This is a genomic window from Actinoalloteichus sp. GBA129-24 (assembly GCF_001941645.1).
In the GTDB taxonomy this organism is placed as follows: domain Bacteria; phylum Actinomycetota; class Actinomycetes; order Mycobacteriales; family Pseudonocardiaceae; genus Actinoalloteichus_A; species Actinoalloteichus_A fjordicus.
Map to the genome: position 1 here is coordinate 1,712,734 of NZ_CP016077.1, position 16,893 is coordinate 1,729,626.

Here is a 16,893-nt window from a genome sequence, read left to right on the forward strand (position 1 = left end):
GGGGGCGACCAGAGTGGTGAACACCCGCATTCTCTGCGGAGCCCGATGACGGACTATGGTTTTTCCCTGCGATGCGATCGTCAATCTCGACCGGCACAGCGCGCGTCTCGCCGATGATTTTCGGGAAACGCACTCGGATACGTTCCTCGCGCGGCGGGAATCCCGGCGGATCCTCCCCTACCCCGTGTCCGGCGGCGGCCGACGCGATCAGCCCGCGATCACCATGCCGGGCAGCCGTTCGACGGGAGCGCCGGAATCCGACGGCGTGGCCGGAATGCCCACCTCGACGACGAGGCCGCCACCGTGCCGTGGTCGCGCGGTGACCCCGCCGCCGCAGGACCGGGCGATGGCGCGCACGATGGACAGGCCGAGCCCGGCCCCGTCGGCCCGACCGGTCCGCACCGCGCCCCGGTAGAACGGCTCGAACAGGCGATCCGCCTCGTCGTGACTGATCTCCGCGCCGGTGTTGCCGATCGTCAAACTCCCTCTCGTGTCGAGTTCCACGAGCACCTCGCCGCCGGGAACGTTGTAGCGCAGGGCGTTGCCGAGGAGGTTGTGCACCAGCTGCGCGAGCAGGACGGGATCGCCGAGCACCATGCACCGCATGGGCGCGTCGATCCGCAGGCGCGGCCGGTCGGCGGGCCCGGTGGCAGTCAGTTCACCGGCGACGTCGTGCACCACGTCGACCAGGTCCACGGGCTCCAGCCGGTGCGGGTCCTGCTCCCCCCTGGCCAGGGTGAGCAGGCCGTTGATCAGTGCCGTGCAGCGGTCGTTGTTGCGCAGCAACTCCTCGCGCACGCGACGGACCCGGGCCGGGTCCGTGGTGGCGAGCCCGACCTGGAGCGTCGTGCGCGCCACGGCGAGCGGCGTGCGCAGCTCGTGCGAGGCGTTGGCGATGAACCGCGCCTGTGCGTTGAACGCGTTCTCCAGCCGGGCCAGCACGGCGTCGAAGGTGTCGGAGAGCTCCTTGATCTCGTCATCGCGCCCCTGAAGCGCCAGTCGTTCGTGCAGGTTCTCGGTGGAGATGCGGCGGGCCTGAGACGTCATCTGGTGTACCCGCTTCAGCACCCGTCCGGTGACCCACCACGCCAGCAGCCCGGCGAGCACGGTCATGGCGGTCAACGCCACGATCCACTGGGCGAGCAGGCTCGCCAACGCCTCGTTCTGCTGGATGGCGATCCCGTCCGCCACCTCCATGGACGGGTCGGCCGAGCCCCGTGCCGTCTCTCCCGACACCGGCTGGTCCGAGGTCGACGGCATCAGGTCCACGGGTGTGGCGTCGGCGCTGATCCTCATGATGACGACGCGGTTCTGGAGGTAGACCATCGCGACCACCACGGCGGTGACGATCAGGAACATGGCGGTGTGCAGCAGGGTGAGGCGCCACCGCAGCGTGAGACGGCTCAGCACCTCGGACCGCCCAGCCGGTAGCCGACACCGGGCAGCGTCTCGATGACGCCGGGTGAACCGAGCTTGGCTCGCAGCCTGCACATGGTCACCCGCACGGCGTTGGTGAAGGGATCAGCGTGCTCGTCCCACACGACGCGCAACAACTCCTCGGCGCTGACGATCGTGCCGTCCGCCGCCATGAGCACGGCCAGCACGCCGAACTCCTTGTTGGACAACGCGACGGGCCGGTCGTCACGGGAGACCGAACGCCGGGCCGAGTCGAGGGCGATGCCATGCCTGCGGAGCACCGGGGGCACGGCAGGTCGAGACCGGCGACCGAGAGCGTGGAGCCTGGCGACGAGTTCGTCGAAGTCGAACGGCTTGCCGAGGTAGTCGTCGGCGCCCAGTCGCAGCCCCGCGATCCGGTCGGGGACGTCGGCCAATGCGGTGAGCATCAGCACCCGGGTGAGACCGCCGTACTCGACGAGCTGCCTGCAGACCTCGTCGCCGTGGGTGCCGGGAAGGTCCCGGTCCAGCACCACGACGTCATAACAGTCGGCGGACAGTTTCTCGAGCGCGGTGGTGCCGTCATAGGCGAGATCGACCGACATCGACTCGTCCCGCAGTCCTTCTGCGATGTACCCGGCGAGGGCCTTCTCGTCCTCCGCGACCAGTACGCGCATCGTCATCTCCGCTCACGGGGGTGATTACCGATCCGGACGGTAACGCCGTGCTTGTTTGAGCGACATAACGACTTTTCGGATCGGCAGGCGGCGAAATGCCCGTGAAACACCGCTGTCCATACCGTCTTTCGTACTCGTCGTCGGCATGGAGGAAGGCGAATAGTGAGCAGAGCAGGGAGAGGACGACGCAGCGCCCTCGCGAGCGTCGTACTCGCAGTGGGAGTCACGGTCGGACTCGGGACCGTGGTGACCCCGAGCAGCGCCACGCCGGACGGCCTCGAAGACTTCTACGGACAGCAGCTCGACTGGCAGCAGTGTGCGGACCCGCCACCGCCGGATCCCTCGGAACAACCCGATGACGGCATCATCGTCGACCCCTGGCAGGGTCAGTGGAAGTTCATGGAGTGCGCCATGGTGACCGTCCCGGTGAACTATGGCGAGCCCGCTGACGGCACCCTCGACATCGAGGTCAGCAGGATCACGGCGGGCGACGCGGACCGCAGGCAGGGCGTGCTGTTGTTCAATCCGGGCGGCCCCGGCGGCGGCGGACTGGCCATGCCGTTGGGAGTTCGTGACACGGAGATCGCCGCACACTTCGACCTGATCGGCTTCGAGCCCAGGGGAGTGGGCCGGGCCTCCCGGCTCTACTGCGACCGGGTCCCCCACCGGCCGCGACACACCCGCCCGACCGATGAACAGTTCGCCGAGTTCACCGAACACGCCCAGGCGAAGGAGGCGGCCTGCGAGCGGGCGGGCGGCGACATCCGGCCGTACATCAACACGGCGAACACCGCGCGGGACATGGACGTCATCCGAGCCGCCCTCGGCGAGGAGAAGATCAACTACCTCGGGTTCTCCTACGGTACGTACCTGGGCGCGGTCTACGGCAGTCTCTTTCCCGCACAGCTGAACCGCAGCGTGCTCGACTCCTCGATCCACCCGGACTGGATCTGGCACGAGCAGACCAGACAGCAGTCGGTGGGTGTCCGGTTCAACGTCGAGCAGTGGGCAGGCTGGGTCGCCGAACGCGATGACACCTACCACCTGGGTACGACCCAGGAGGAGGTGCTTGCCGCCACCGAGGAACTCACCGCCCGCCTCGCGGCCGAGCCGGTCACGCTGGATCGTGAACGGCCTGCGGACTGGCCCACCTACTGGTCCACGGAGTTCGACGGGGACACCTTGGACCGGTTCCTGGCCACGGCCGTCCAACCCCGGCCGGTCTGGGACGTCGTCGCCGAGGTGGTCGTGGAGCTGCGGCAGTCTGCCTCGGAGGGCACGGCACTGTCTGCGGACGCCGGTGCCGCCGTCGGCCTCCTGACCGGGGACGACACCCCCAAGGTCGATCCAGGGGTGTACGAGGCGGTCACCTGCGAGGCGGACTGGCCCACCGATCTCGAGACCTACTACGACGACATGCGCCGCTACCGCGACGAGTACCCGTACGCCGACGGCAACGGCAGCGGGATCATCGGTGCGGCGCCGACCAACTGCACCTTCCGGTCGTTCACCCCGCCCGAGGACCTTGTCGAGCTTGAGCGGGACGGCTATCCCACCGGCCTCGTGATCCAGGCCGACGGCGATCCCGCCACCCAGTACGAAGGCGGCCCCGCGATGGCCGAGACGCTCGGCCACCGACTGATCTCCCTTCGCGACAGCGGCGGACACGGGCACTACGGGCTCAACGCCTGCGTGACCCAGAAAGTCGACGACTACCTGATCAACGGCGCCCTCCCGCCCGCGAACTCCGAATGCACGGGCGATCCTCGGCCGCCCGTTCCGGCGGACGGCACCGACACACCCGATCCGTTCGCCGCGGACACCAAGGAGGCACGCGTCCTCGACGCCGTCGAAGGCCGGTCCGTCTGGCGATGACCGGTGTCACAGCAGGGCAGGCAGGCTCACCTGGTTCCGGGGTGGGCCTGCCTGCCGATGCAGCGGTGCGCACGGCGGCGGACGACCCGGATGGTTCGCCGTGGCCGCTGCGAGTGGCAGGCGGACCCGCGCGGCAGACGTCAGTGCGTGTGGGGTCATCGGGCAGCACGACGGCGGTGTCCTCGATGGCGTCCGACACCATGATCGGGTCGCCCCGGATGCCGCGCTCGGCCGGGCCGCCCAGCCCCGAACCTCGGCCAGCGCCCCGCCGTCGGCGACAGCCGGGGCGACCTGAGTGGTCTGCATCGAGCCGTCCAGAAGTCCGGGGACCCCGTCGGGCGCCAGCCCGCGAGTCCGATCGGCGATCTCGTCGCCGCGGTCGACGACGTGGTCGGCGCCGAGGCCGAGAACCAGCTCGGCGTCGGCCGGGGCGGCGTCTGCGATCACGGTCAGCCCGTCGGCCTTGGCCAGCTCGACCGCGTACCCCCCGCCGGCCCCGGCCGCACCGGTCACGGCGACGGTCCCGCCGCGCGGCACGGCCAGCGCGTCCAGCGCCAGCCGAGCGGTCAGGGCGTTCCCCAACAGGGTGGACGCCGGCTGCAGCCGTGGGGACGTCACGGTCGCGCTGTGGCTCGGCCCGAACGGGCCGGCATGGCTTCATGTCATCCGATCGGATGGCATGACCTGCCACGCCATGAACTACATCGCCGTATCGACCACTGTCGACGATGACACTGTGGTGGCACCGCTCGCGCGGTGACCGAGACGGCCATCGGGGGCGGTGCCGCTCCACTTTCGCCTCCGGTACGCACACACCGGCGACTCATGACTGCCCGCAGGCACCGCGGCGTCCACGTGGTGAGCGCTCGAGAGAGCGCCTGATCGGGAGGAGCGCCGGGTGGGCGGGCTCGAACTCACGGTGGTGCTCGGCATCACCGTCCTCGCAGGCGCCGTGCTGGCCCCTCGGTTGCGCGTCGCGGTGCCGCTGCTGCTGCTGCTGGTCTTCGGTGTCGTGCTCGGTTTCGTACCCGCGCTGCGCGAGGTCGAGTTGCCGCCGGAGACGGTGCTGCTGTTGTTCCTGCCGGTCATGCTGTTCTGGGAGAGCCTGACGACGTCGTTGCGGTCGATCAGACGGGACTTCCGCGGCATCGTGCTCATGAGCACGGTCCTCGTCGTCGCGACCGCGTTCGCCGTAGCCGGGGTCGCGCACCTGCTGGGGATGCCGTGGCAGGCGGCACTCATCCTCGGCGCGGCCGTCGCCCCACCCGACGCCACCGCGGTCGCCGCGCTGGGCCGCACGCTGCCGCATCGCAACTTCATGCTGCTGAAGGCCGAGAGCCTCACCAACGACGGCACGGCGCTCGTGCTCTACGCGATCGCCGTCGGGGTCGCGGCAGGTGGCCACTACACGCCACTGGCCGTCACCGGGATGGTGCTGCTGTCTTACCTCGGCGGCGTGATGGCAGGCGCGGTGGTGGCGGGCGCGGCGTACCTGGTGATGCGGCGGCTCCGCGACAGCACGGTGATCAACATTGCTCTGCTGCTGGTGCCGTTCACCGCATTCCTGTCGGCCGAGCTGATCGAAGCCTCCGGTGTCCTCGCGGTCGTCGTCGCCGGTCTTCTCGTCGCCTTCGTCGCCCCTCGGATCAGCACGGCCGCCTCCCGCAGACAGACTGAATCGGCGTGGCCCCTCGGGGCCTACCTCCTCAATGGGGCGCTGTTCGTGCTCATCGGCCTCGAGGTGAACGTCGTGTCCCGGCAGATGGACGTCGCGCGCATCGGCTGGGCGCTGACGGTCATCGTGGCGGTGTGGCTGACGCTGTTCGTGGTCCGCTTCCTATTCCAGGTGGTCAGCGTCTCCCTCATCCGCCTGCTTGACCGGCGGCCGTCCCAGCGGACCCGCCGGATGAGCCACCGGGCTCGTGTGGTGAGCGCGGTCGCCGGGTTCCGTGGCGCCGTCTCACTCGCCATCGCCCTGTCCGTGCCGGTGACGCTGGACGACGGCGAGGCCTTCCCCGGACGCGATGAGATCGTGTTCGCCACCGCAGGCGTCATCGTTCTGACCCTGCTCGTGCAGGGACCACTCCTGCCGGTCGTCGTCCGGTGGGCGCGGCCCCGGCTTCCCGACGACAGCGCCGCCGAAGACGAGCTGAGGATCGCCGAACACGCGATCACCACCGCAGCCGTCGCCGCCCTGCCCGACCTCGCGGTCGAACACGGCATCAGCGCTGAGGTCCACGACCGGCTCGCCCGCGACTATCACGAGCACCTTGATCTCATCGACGCCCGGGCGAACAGGTCGAGTGACACGACGGTCGGACCAGGACCCGAGCCCGCCGAGATCGTTCCCGACGGTGGAGAGGCGGTGTCCGCCGCACCGCAGCCTGTGCAGGCGGACTCGCCGTTGACCCGCAACGAGGAATACACCCGACTCCGGCTGGCGACCCTCGACCGCAAACGTGCGGTCCTCATTCGTCTGCGCCGTGAGGGCGTCATCGACGACGCGGTCGCCCGTCAGATCCAGACCCGCCTCGACATCGAGGAGCTGCGGCTCACCGGCACCGAACCCCTGGGCTGACGGCGAACCCCAGCGCTGTCCTGCGTGCTGCGCAGCGACGTTTCCTGGACGGCGGTCAGGCTTCGGGGATGTCTCGCCCGGCGCTCGCCAGGGTGATCGAGGCAGGTTCGGGGCCACGCCGCACCCCGCGATCGAGTCCGTCGATCGCGGCGAGTTCGACGTCGGTGAGCTCGAGGTCGAACACGTCGAAGTTCTCGGCGATCCGTTCTGGACGGGTCGACTTCGGAATCGCCGACCGGCCCTGCTGCAAGTGCCAGCGCAGCATCACCTGAGCCGGGGTCTTGCCGTGTGCCTCGCCGATGCCGATGATGGTCCGGTCCTCGAGGGTGCTGCCCCCCGCGCCCTCGCGGTAGAAGGTGATGCCGCCGATCGGCGACCACGCCTGCGACAGGATTCGGTGCGCGGCGTCTGCGGCGAGCACGTCCGGCTGCGCGAAGTACGGGTGCACCTCGATCTGGTTGACCGCGGGCACGACCGTCGTGTTCTTGAGCAGGTCGTCGAGGTGCTCGGGCATGAAGTTGCTGACGCCGATCGCCCGTACCCGCCCGTCGGCGAGCAGCTTCTCCAGCGCCCGGTAGGCATCCAGGGTCAGGTCGAACCGGGTGGGCAGCGGCTGGTGCAGGAGCAGTAGGTCGATCCGATCGACGCCGAGCTTGCCTGCGCTCTTGTCGAAGGCGTGCAGGGCCTGATCGTAGCCGTAGTCGCTGATCCAGAGCTTGGTCTCGATGAAGATCTCGGACCGGTCCACGTCTGAGCTCTGGATGGCCTCGCCGACCTCGCGCTCGTTGCCATACGCGGCCGCGGTGTCGATGTGCCGGTAGCCCGTGTGCAGTGCGGTCTCGACCGCTGTGACGGTCTCCTCGGGAGCGGTCTGGAAGACACCGAAACCGAGGGCGGGCATCTCGACACCGTTGTTCAACGTGAGCTTCATGGGCGTACCTTCACGCGAGAAGCGGCCAGCCGCACGTGGGAGGGCCGGTCAGTACCCCGTCGTCGCCCGACGTTGCAAAGACTCGGAAACGACCTGGTCGAGCGATTTGCGCCGCAAGTGTTCGACCTCGCTCACCTGGCTGATGCCCACGGTCGAAGTGCCGAGCTCCCGCAGCGTCGATCTCCGCAGCGGTCCGCGCAGCGCCCGCGTCTGCGCTGCCTTGTCCGTGCCCTGATCGTCGCTCTCCGGCAGGTGAGTCTACCGGTGCTCAAGCCATCACCCGCGTATGCGACGACGCGGAGGAACTCCCCCGGCCCCGATCGCTGGGGACGTCCTTCGGCGTGCACGTCAGCCTTGGCTGGGACGCTACGCGCACCCCGACTCGCAGCCGAAGATCGACGCTATGCTGCTCTTCGGCTGTCTCGTAGAGAGCGCTCGCCGCGCGGACGCTGAACACTGGCGACGTTGCCGGCTTCCGATCTCCGCGGAGACGCTCCGGAAGCAGCTTCGGGTTGGCGCGACAACATCGCGGGCTCTAGTGGCGGAGGTTCGGCCGAAGAACGCTGCACCAAGTTCGACGAACATTGAGGTAGTAAGTGATCGCTTCATGGTCTGACTGGAATTGACAGTCCCAACTAGTCGTCCGACCACTTTTGGCGGCCTTCTCGTGGCGATACTGAGCGGTGGAGCGGCTGACCCCCATCACCGCGCCAAGCTGCGCCCGCCAGCACGAGCCGCAGGGATGGCGGTGAGTCGCCGCCCAAGTGGCTCGCCGCCTCCACGAGATGCAGCAGTTGGTCGTTGGTTAGCCAATGAACCCACGGACCGGCCATGGCCGTACGCAAGGGCTTCGAACGCTTCCGGCTGAAACCTCGGTATGTCCTGGTGCGAAGCCGATCGCTATCCAGGGAATCGCGATGCTTGTTGCTCGGCGAGGATCGGTAACTGCCTGCCAGAGATAGCTGTCGGACGCCGGGTGCGCTCGAGTCGGCGTCCGGGACGCTGCGCGGGAGTGTGCTCAGGTGCGCCGCCAGGGTTGCCCGGTCGAGTGGGGGCGGTACTGGGCTGAGTTGGCAGTTGTGGTGTCCGTCGAGGACGTTGATGACAAACGGGGCGACGGTGCAGGGTGGTGGTGCGATGTGGCCGCAGAGGCGGCGGATCACGGGTGAGTGGTCGTTGCCGCGTGGTCCGATCGCGATGGACCAGCCGAGTCGTTCGTCCCAGACGAGCATCAGGTCGCGCTGCGGGGCTCGGTGGTACTAGGGGGCGAGGCCGAGGTAGGCGGTGGCGGTGACTTCGTGTGTCACCGCGTCGACGGGGCGCCAATCTGCTCGGCTACCCGGCGGACGTAGCCCGCCAGCGCGGAATCCAAGCTCGGCGCCATGTCGGCAGTGGGCTCAATGTCCCAAACGGACAAGAGGAGGCTTTCGTCATGCGGGTCGCGCGCCATGCGGGCGACCGTGCGTGCCGCGCGGGCGCGGTGATGCTGGTGCTCGCGCAGGTGGCGAGCACGGGAGGAGACGAACTGCGCCGCCGGCCCTTCGCTTGGCGAGGTGGGGTCGAGGTCAGGATCGACACCGCGAAACCTGGAACGCCGAACGTTATGGAGATGCGGGTGGGCGGGCGTGGTGGTGGTCAGAGGACCGACACCGCCGTGGCCTGCGGGCCGCGGTTGCCCTGGCCGACGTCGAACTGCACGCGGGCGTTCTCGTCGAGGCTGCGGAAACCGCTGCCGGTGATTTCTGAGTAGTGGACGAACACGTCGCTGCCGCCGTCGTCGGGGGCGATGAATCCGAAGCCCTTCTCGGAATTGAACCACTTCACAGTGCCTTGAGACATATACGTTTCCTTGTCGCGTCGAACATTGCGGCACAGCCTCGTGCGAGGCGGCCGGACTGCGAGCGTGAAACCAAGGAAAGCCTGAAAGGGCACCGAGGCGACGCTCGCCAAAAACCTCTGCGGCGTCGGGAACAACGAGCACAAAAATCTTCAACCACATGCAGTGGAGCACATGGGCGGGCGGGCCGTCAAGCGAGGTCCGCCCGCCCCGTGCTCGCGGTGGCCCGCCGATGCGCGTACCGTCAGAACCTGCCTGCTCGCGCCGTGCTTGTCGACCCTGGGTCACGAGGAGCCTTGACGACGCTGTCCGACCTGCGACCAAGCCTCTGCCCGACGACGGCGCACCGACCTGCTCGACGCTGCCGTCCGGTGCTCATGCGTCACCGCTGGCCGTGTTCACCTGCCCGGCCCCTTCCCAAGGAGTTTCTTTTGTCGCGCACACCCGTACGTTCCCGCAGCACCCGTGCCCCGGTCTCGCCGGTGCTGTTCAGCCACCCCGTCTCGCACGCCGCCGGACACACGCTCTCCGACGCCGATCAGCGCCGTACCCGTGGCGTTCGGTTTTCCTCCTCTGCCGCCGGAGCGCCTGCGACGCGGCGCCGGTGAACGACAGCGCGCAGGGTTCCTATCGCCATCTGCTCGCCGAGGTCCGCGAGGGTCGGGGCTGCTGCGCTGCCGCCACGGCTACTACGCAGCGGTGATCATCGCGAACATGGCGGTGTTCGCCGGAGCGTGGGTCGGGTTCGCGTTCCTGAGCGACACGTGGTGGCAGTTGCTGATCGCGGTCCTCCTAGCCGTGGTGTTCGCGCAACTGGCGTTCGTCGGCCACGATGCCGGGCACAAGCAGATTTCCTGACCAGGCGTCCCAACGACGCGGTCGGTGTCGTGCACGGCGGGCTGGTCGGGATGAGCTACCAGTAGTGGATCGACGGGCACAACCGTCACCACGCCAACCCGAACCATGAGGAACCCCCGACCTCGACATCCCAGCACTGGCCTTCACCAGCCGGCAAGCCCGCATGAACAGGGCTTTCGCCGCTGGATGGCCAAAAGCCAAGCGTTCCTCTTCCTCCCCTGCTCACCCTCGAAAAACTTAACCTGCACGTCTCCGGAATTCGGGCGGTGTGGCGCGGTGAGACGAAGATGCGCCGCCTGGAAGGCGCACTGCTGACCGCGCACGTCGCGAGTTACCTCACCGCAGTGTTTCTCGTGTTCTCACCCGGTCTCGCGGTCACATTCGTCGCGGTGCACCAAGCCCTCTGGGGTATCTACATGGGCTGTTCGTTCGCGCCGAACCACAAGGGAATGCCCACGATGACTGGGCAGCCGGTCGACTTCCTGCACCGGCAAGTGCTGACCGCACGCAAGGTCTGCGGCGGGAAGGCCATCGACTTCGTGCTCGGCGGGCTCAATTACCAGATCGAGCACCATCTCTTCCCGAACATGCCCCGCCCGCACCTGCGCCGCGCTCAGCCGATTGTGGACCGATTCTGCCGCCGCCACGAGATCCCTTACGCCGAAACCGGACTGCTGCACTCGTACCGGCAGGTCCTCGGCCACCTCCATCAGCTCGGCGCACCACTGCGTGCCGCAGACCATGCTCGCGGTCTCTGACCGGAAACCGGAAACGTTCAACGCGCGGAAGCCAGAGTCGGCGGACGTCCGGTCCGCGGTCTCGGAACTGGTGGGTTCACGCCGGCGAGATCAGACAAACTTTCCCTCAAGCTGTTATGGGTGTACCGCCGGAGGGCGGCACACCCACGGTGTCAGTCGGCGCGCTGGGGACTGGAATTTTGCTGCTGGGCTTCGTGCAGCTGATCTTCGAGGGACACGATCCGGCACGCCGCGTCGACGGCGGTGCCCTGGTCGACCAGTTCCCGCGCCCGTGCGGCGATACGCAACTGGCGGCGGGAGTAACGCCGGTGCCCGCCAGCGGAGCGTTGCGGCTGGATCAGACCGGCTTCGTCGAGGCTGCGCAAAAAGTTCTGACTTGCGCCGAGCATGTCTGCGGCGCGGCCCATGGTGTAGGCGGGGTAGTCCTCGTCGTCGAATTTGTCCGCCCCGCCATCCGGCACGGCCGGGTCGTGTTGGTCAGGGATCATTCCACCTCCACATCACAAGGGACCCCGGGTGCCGTACAGGCACCCGGGGTCCCAGGGGTTTGGGTTTCATCATTGCCAACCGGCATCCACGCCGGACTGTTGTACCCGCATCCAGCCGAAAAGCGAACTGTGCGGGGATCGCTGAATCGTAACCGAGAACCACCTTCCAATCCGATGGGACTGCGGTACCCGCGCGGCGCTACTGCACAGCCGCAGCGGGCGATCCAATGATGTGCCCTGTCCCTTCTTTTCTGTGTTTCTCTCTTACTCGGTACCGCTGCGGTCATCACCGGCCGGAACCCCTTACCAAGATCGGTCCCAGCACGCCTGATGTCGCTGGGGAATGCGGGGCTGGCCCGTGCGCTGCCTGGCCCGCATCCGCCCGTCTTCTTTACTGCATACTGCGAACTGACATCACTGCACGCGGACACTCGTGCTCATCCGCGTCTGCTGCACCAGGGCCGCCACTGCTTCGTCTTCACTACCCGGCCCCGGGGCCGCCACCAGCCGGAACCCCTTCCGTGATCGGCTCCGTCCCGCATGGCGGTCTCGCTTGTCCTTTCGCGGGCAGTTACGTCATCTCCCGCGCCATCTGACGCTGTCTCTCCCTGAACAAGGGGAACAGTACACCCTGCGGCAGTTGAATGTCTACCCCTGGCGACATAGATTTACTGGACGGCAGGTGAGGGAATGTCTGATCCAGCGCGCCGCAGGTCAGCGGCCATACCTCGCCTGGTGACCGGATTGAGCAGATGTCCGGCCTGCTCCGGGCCAGCCGACATCCGGACGACGAGAGGAACGCGTGAGCATGTGCGCGCCGATACCGCTCGAGACCTGGGTGACCGGACCGGTCCGCGCCACCATCGCGGCGATGAGAGTCGATCCCTGGGGATCAGCCGTGCTTGACACCACCAGGACGAGATACGCGCCGAACTCGCCGCGGCAGGCTCGGCACCAGGCCGCCCCACCCTCACCTCTACCTGCACGTGCTCGGCCGCGCCATGGACTACGTCGGCACGAACGTCCCCGGCGACACTCTGCCCCTCGCCCGCGTGCACGACACCGGGACGGACTAGTTCACCATCCGCATCGCTGCCGCGTGCCAGCTCGCCATCAGTGAAGGTCTCGCCGCCTGAACAGCGGTTCCTGCGCTGGGCCGACGACGACCCGGGTGCAGTTCATCGATTCCGCGCTCGATACACCGGTCGGGAACCGTAGCGGAACGCGCGGCACTGCCGGAGCTGGCGGCGCGGATCGCCAGGCTGATCATCCAGCATTGGGGCGACTGATGGGCCGGAACCCGTGGGAGACCGGCTGCACGACCCAGCCAGTCACATTGTCAACATTCGGAATCTGGCAGGTAACCCTGGACACGGTCACTCGATGGAGCGGGGAAGTGTGGAGCCAGCCGGCAAATGTGGCGTACGCGGTCAGTGCGATGCCACATTGCTTGCCGAGGCGGCAGGTTGACGATCGGCGGGTGGCGGGATCTCTCGTCCGAGGCCGCAGATGATCGCGTCGAAGAGCGGAGTCGGTTCACGAGGAAACGGCGATGTGCCGGGCGTTCCGTTCGGCTGTGCCTGCTGAGACTCCATTACTCATCCTCGCGAAGTGGTAACCAGGATATCGTGAAGGCGTCACTCTAACGGCGGTAGCCCGCGACAGCTATCCCTTGACCAGGTGACCGACGTGCTCCTGGCGGCCCCCATGCCCGCCAAAATTCGGCGTGCCCGGCCGCCACCGCGGACACTCGGCGAACCCTTGGACCCCTCCTCGCCAGCACCATCGACAACCCGACGGAGGCGCCGTGCGTCCGCGTGGACCACAAGACTCACCGAACCTGCTGGTCGGCGACTATCTCCAGTTCGCAACAGTCCGCCCTCCCGCCTACGGCTGTGCCGTCGACGAAGGCTTCGCCCGGGTGGCGCGAATTGAACGCGTTCCGGCTGAGGTCGCGTCACGAGTCCTCGACAGCGCCTACGTCGACGGGCTCTCGCTGGCGGTGATGTGGTGCCACGGCGCGCCGGGGCCGGTTGTGGTGAGCAGTGGCGACGTCTGTGTGCTTGATTGGGCCAGCGAGCACCGCGCACAACACGACCGGCAGCACCCCTGGTGGCCACCCGCGCTCAGCTTCTTGTTTCCCGGTGCTGTTCCCGCCGGGGTGAAGCCGCCACCGCGCCGACGCATTCCGGAACCGCTCCGGCAGCCCGTCGCGTGGGCAACGCCGACCATTACGCCGAAGGCGCCGGTGCGCGCGACCGGGTTCACCAAACCCGCCTCGGCTCTCCGTATTGGGGACTACCTGCGCGTTCACGCGGACCGCAGGCCGGTGAGCGATCAGGACATCGACAAGGGCTGGACGCAGGAGGGCCCCAACGGCCGACGACACCACCTTCGTCGACCCGGAGATCATTCACGGCGACGCCGACGTGGACCCGGTGCTGCTGCACGATGCGGGGACTACCCCGAGGCGACGGCGGGTGGCGCGAGCTGGCCGCGTCTTTGTCCACCCCGGAACCGGGCTACGACCTGCGAGAAGGCGGAGCGGCTGTCGCGCGATCCGTTTGGTGTCCTGGATCGCGAACGCTTCGCCGCGCAGCACTGCGTCCCGATCGCCTACGCGACCGAGCCCTGGAACCCCGTCCTGGAAATGCTGCCGCAGGCGCGTGCACTCACCACGCGTCCTGAACTCCAGCTACTTCAGGATCGAAAACCGGTACATGATCGGACAAGGGGGTGTGAGCGTTGGCTCGGGAACACGAGCGCCGCGACGACGCCACCCGGCCGTCTGGCTCCTGACGAACCACCGGAACTGGCCGTTCGACCGAGAGCAGCGACTCAACCAGCGCAAACAGGACAACGAGAACGAGGAGGGTGCCATGGCTAGCACCGCTCCCGTTCTCATCCTTGGAGTGCCCCCGGCAGGACTCGAACCTGCGACCAAGAGATTAGAAGTCTCTCGCTCTATCCGCTGAGCTACGGAGGCGTTCTGTGCTCGACGCGCGGCCAGGGTAACCCGCGTGAAGTCCTTGTTCAGCCTTGGCGCGCGTCTGTTGCCGAGCCGGTATCCAACTGATTCGGCATCGCTGTACGGTGAGAAGTCGACCGTGCACGCGGCATTCTGGACAGCGGTTTTCCCTTCTCGGCGTGAGCAGTGCCCTGAGCCGGTCGCATGGTGCCCACCTGCTGCGCTCGGTCCAGGCCTGGTGACAAGTATCCACCCTCGGCTCGCTCGGGCGTCGAGATGGTCCGCGTGCCGCTCACGCCTATTGCCTACGTCACAGTCGAGGGACGTGCCTGCCTGTGCGCGTGCTCCGGTGGCGACGCCGGGGCCAGGGCGCGCAGGCCGGATGCCTAGTCTCGTGAGGTGCCTCCCGAGACGTCCTCGACCAGCGAGCTGCCGAAGTCCGACCCGACGGGGTCGCGTCGGCGCCGGGCCACCGCGCTGGTCAGCCTGTTGCTGCCGGGCGCGATGTTCGCCGTGCTGATCGCCGCCCTGCTGACCGCGTTGTTCGCCGACGACCTCTACGCCTCGCTCGGACTGCCCGATCCCGGTGTTCTGGTCCAGCTCGGACTGCCTGCGGTCCGGGTGATCGCCGAGCTCGGTGCGATCGTCTGCATCGGCTCGCTGCTGTCTGCCGCGTTCCTGGTGCCGCCGCAGCCGTCCGGCATGCTCGCCGCAGACGGCTATGCCGCCGTGCGGACTGCGGGCTGGGCGGCGGTCGTGTGGGCGGTCGGCTCCGCCCTGGTGGTCCCGTTGTTCGTGGCGGAGGCCGTCGGACGTCCGCTCGACGAGGTGCTCGAACCGCAGATCCTGGGTTCCCTCATCCCCAGGCTGGAGCAGACCGGGGCGTGGCTGCTGACCGGGGGCATCGCCCTGGCGGTGGCGATCGCCTGTCGCTTCATCCTCACCTGGCGGTGGGCGCTGGCGGCGTTCGCCGTCGCGCTGGCCGGGATGCTGCCGGTGGTCGTCACGGGGCACTCGGCGACCGGCGGCGCCCACGACGTCGCGACGAACAGCCTGCTCATGCACCTCTACGCCGCCTCCCTATGGGTGGGCGGCCTGATCGCGCTGCTCGCCCACGGACTCCGGCGGGGATCACATCTCGCGCTGGCGACGACCCGGTTCTCGCGCATCGCCCTCGTCTGCTGGATCGTCATGGCCGTCTCGGGAACGATCAACGGGCTCGTCCGGGTGAGCATCGGCGAGCTGTTCACGACGGTCTACGGGCGGCTACTGCTGATCAAGATCGCGGCGCTGATCCTGCTGGGCGTCGTCGGATACTTCCAACGCAGGCGCAGTGTGGCGGATGTCGTGGCCGCAGGCTCCGGCCGCACGCTGATCCGACTCGCCTCGGTCGAGGTGCTCATCATGCTCGGCACGGTGGGCGTGTCTGTGGCCTTGGGACAGACGCCTCCGCCGAGCGAGTTCGACCCGGTCGGGCCCTCCAGTACCGAGGTGGCGCTCGGCTATGACCTGGACGGGCCGCCCACCCTGACGGCCCTCCTGCTGGACTGGCGGTTCGACCTCATCTTCGGGACCGTCGCCCTGGTGCTCGCGGGGCTCTATCTGTACGGGGTCCGAAGGCTCGCCAAGCGCGGCGACGGCTGGCAGCTCGGCCGCACGATCGCCTGGCTGGCGGGCTGCGCGACGCTGCTGATCGCGACGTCCTCCGGCATCGGTCGCTACGCCCCCGCGATGTTCAGCGTGCACATGGGCGCCCACATGCTGCTGGCGATGCTGGTGCCGATCCTGCTCGTGCTGGGCGGCCCGGTCACCCTCGCGCTACGGGCCCTGCCCGCCGCCGGGCGCGATGCCCCGCCCGGCCCCCGCGAGTGGCTGCTCGCCGCGCTGCATTCGCGAGCCACCATGGTGATCACCCATCCGGCGATCGTGTTCACCCTGTTCGTCGGGTCGTTCTACATCCTGTACTTCTCGGGACTCTTCGACGTCGCGCTGCAAGAGCACTGGGCGCATCTGGCGATGAACGCCCACTTCCTCGTCACCGGCTACCTCTTCTACTGGCTGGTCATCGGGGTCGACCCGGCTCCGAGAAATCTGCCGCCGCTGGGCAGGCTCGGCCTGCTGTTCGCGTCGATGCCATTCCACGCCTTCTTCGGCATCGCGCTGATGAGTTCCAGCACCGTGATCGGCGACACGTTCTATCGCAGCCTCGCACTGCCCTGGGCGACGGACCTGCTGGAGGATCAGCGACTGGGCGGCGGACTGTCCTGGGCGGCCGGGGAGATTCCGGTGGTGGTGGTGCTGATCGCGCTGCTGGTGCAGTGGGCTCGGACCGACGGGCGGGCCGCACGGCGGGACGACCGCCGCGCTGACGGCGACGGCGACGCCGATCGCGCGGCCTACAACGAGATGCTCAAGAACCTGTCTGAACGGCCCTGAATACCACAACACCTCGTTCGCAACGCCCGACTACCGGTCTCGTGTCGGCGTGTCGTCCACATGTCTTCGGTTGTCCACAGGCAGGCGGGGTC

The 16,893-nt window shown here is 68.1% G+C and carries 12 protein-coding genes and 1 tRNA gene; 5 read left to right on the plus strand and 8 right to left on the minus strand.

All coding sequences use genetic code 11. The annotated features are described in order from the left end of the window. Positions 1-207: 207 nt before the first annotated feature. A complete protein-coding gene (locus tag UA75_RS07855; RefSeq protein ID WP_075739688.1) occupies positions 208-1,410 on the minus strand; it encodes a sensor histidine kinase in 1,203 nt (400 codons plus the stop codon). Beyond that, positions 1,404-2,072, minus strand: coding sequence for a response regulator transcription factor (locus UA75_RS07860; RefSeq protein ID WP_075739689.1), 669 nt, complete (start codon positions 2,070-2,072; stop codon positions 1,404-1,406). Before UA75_RS07860 ends, UA75_RS07855 begins: the two co-directional genes overlap by 7 nt. A 162-nt stretch (positions 2,073-2,234) precedes the next feature. On the opposite strand from UA75_RS07860, the gene UA75_RS07865 reads away from it, so the two are divergent. Then, complete coding sequence (locus UA75_RS07865; protein ID WP_157434055.1) at positions 2,235-3,947, plus strand: alpha/beta fold hydrolase; 1,713 nt, start codon at positions 2,235-2,237, stop codon at positions 3,945-3,947. A 6-nt stretch (positions 3,948-3,953) separates the two neighbouring features. On the opposite strand, the gene UA75_RS07870 is transcribed toward UA75_RS07865, so the two are convergent. Beyond that, positions 3,954-4,565, minus strand: coding sequence for a hypothetical protein (locus UA75_RS07870; protein ID WP_198042963.1), 612 nt, complete (start codon positions 4,563-4,565; stop codon positions 3,954-3,956). Between the two features lie 280 nt (positions 4,566-4,845). Here UA75_RS07870 and UA75_RS07875 point away from each other — a divergent pair, with 280 nt between their 5' ends. Then, positions 4,846-6,525, plus strand: coding sequence for a Na+/H+ antiporter (locus UA75_RS07875; RefSeq protein ID WP_075739690.1), 1,680 nt, complete (start codon positions 4,846-4,848; stop codon positions 6,523-6,525). A 55-nt stretch (positions 6,526-6,580) separates the two neighbouring features. On the opposite strand, the gene UA75_RS07880 is transcribed toward UA75_RS07875, so the two are convergent. From UA75_RS07880 to UA75_RS07885, 3 genes are all read right to left on the minus strand, one after another. After that, positions 6,581-7,456, minus strand: coding sequence for an aldo/keto reductase (locus UA75_RS07880; protein ID WP_075739691.1), 876 nt, complete (start codon positions 7,454-7,456; stop codon positions 6,581-6,583). A gap of 635 nt (positions 7,457-8,091) precedes the next feature. After that, on the minus strand, positions 8,092-8,688 hold the full coding sequence (locus tag UA75_RS34385; RefSeq protein ID WP_232237670.1) for a DUF6292 family protein: 597 nt from the start codon (positions 8,686-8,688) through the stop codon (positions 8,092-8,094). Positions 8,689-9,091: 403 nt separating this feature from the next. Continuing rightward, complete coding sequence (locus UA75_RS07885; protein ID WP_075739692.1) at positions 9,092-9,295, minus strand: cold-shock protein; 204 nt, start codon at positions 9,293-9,295, stop codon at positions 9,092-9,094. A gap of 697 nt (positions 9,296-9,992) precedes the next feature. Here UA75_RS07885 and UA75_RS35070 point away from each other — a divergent pair. Next, a complete protein-coding gene (locus UA75_RS35070) occupies positions 9,993-10,151 on the plus strand; it encodes a hypothetical protein (protein WP_318533295.1) in 159 nt (52 codons plus the stop codon). A gap of 287 nt (positions 10,152-10,438) precedes the next feature. Then, positions 10,439-10,909, plus strand: a complete 471-nt coding sequence (locus UA75_RS35075; RefSeq protein ID WP_318533296.1) for a fatty acid desaturase family protein — start codon at positions 10,439-10,441, stop codon at positions 10,907-10,909. Positions 10,910-11,061: 152 nt separating this feature from the next. Here UA75_RS35075 and UA75_RS07895 read toward each other — a convergent pair whose 3' ends face one another. Next, positions 11,062-11,397 carry a MerR family transcriptional regulator gene (locus UA75_RS07895; protein ID WP_075739693.1) on the minus strand — a complete coding sequence of 112 codons (336 nt, stop codon included), beginning with the start codon at positions 11,395-11,397 and terminating at the stop codon, positions 11,062-11,064. A gap of 2,913 nt (positions 11,398-14,310) precedes the next feature. Further along, positions 14,311-14,383, minus strand: a tRNA-Arg gene (locus UA75_RS07900). Positions 14,384-14,764: 381 nt separating this feature from the next. Here UA75_RS07900 and UA75_RS07905 point away from each other — a divergent pair. Further along, positions 14,765-16,801, plus strand: a complete 2,037-nt coding sequence (locus tag UA75_RS07905) for a cytochrome c oxidase assembly protein (RefSeq protein WP_075739694.1) — start codon at positions 14,765-14,767, stop codon at positions 16,799-16,801. Positions 16,802-16,893 lie beyond the last annotated feature (92 nt).

Bases quoted from the DNA above. Each gene is read 5' to 3' on its own strand.
- UA75_RS07860 (WP_075739689.1), bottom strand. From the start codon at position 2,072: ATGCGCGTACTGGTCGCGGAGGACGAGAAGGCCCTCGCCGGGTACATC.
- UA75_RS07880 (WP_075739691.1), bottom strand. From the start codon at position 7,456: ATGAAGCTCACGTTGAACAACGGTGTCGAGATGCCCGCCCTCGGTTTC.
- UA75_RS34385 (WP_232237670.1), bottom strand. From the start codon at position 8,688: ATGCTCGTCTGGGACGAACGACTCGGCTGGTCCATCGCGATCGGACCA.
- UA75_RS07885 (WP_075739692.1), bottom strand. From the start codon at position 9,295: ATGTCTCAAGGCACTGTGAAGTGGTTCAATTCCGAGAAGGGCTTCGGA.
- UA75_RS35075 (WP_318533296.1), top strand. From the start codon at position 10,439: ATGCGCCGCCTGGAAGGCGCACTGCTGACCGCGCACGTCGCGAGTTAC.
- UA75_RS07895 (WP_075739693.1), bottom strand. From the start codon at position 11,397: ATGATCCCTGACCAACACGACCCGGCCGTGCCGGATGGCGGGGCGGAC.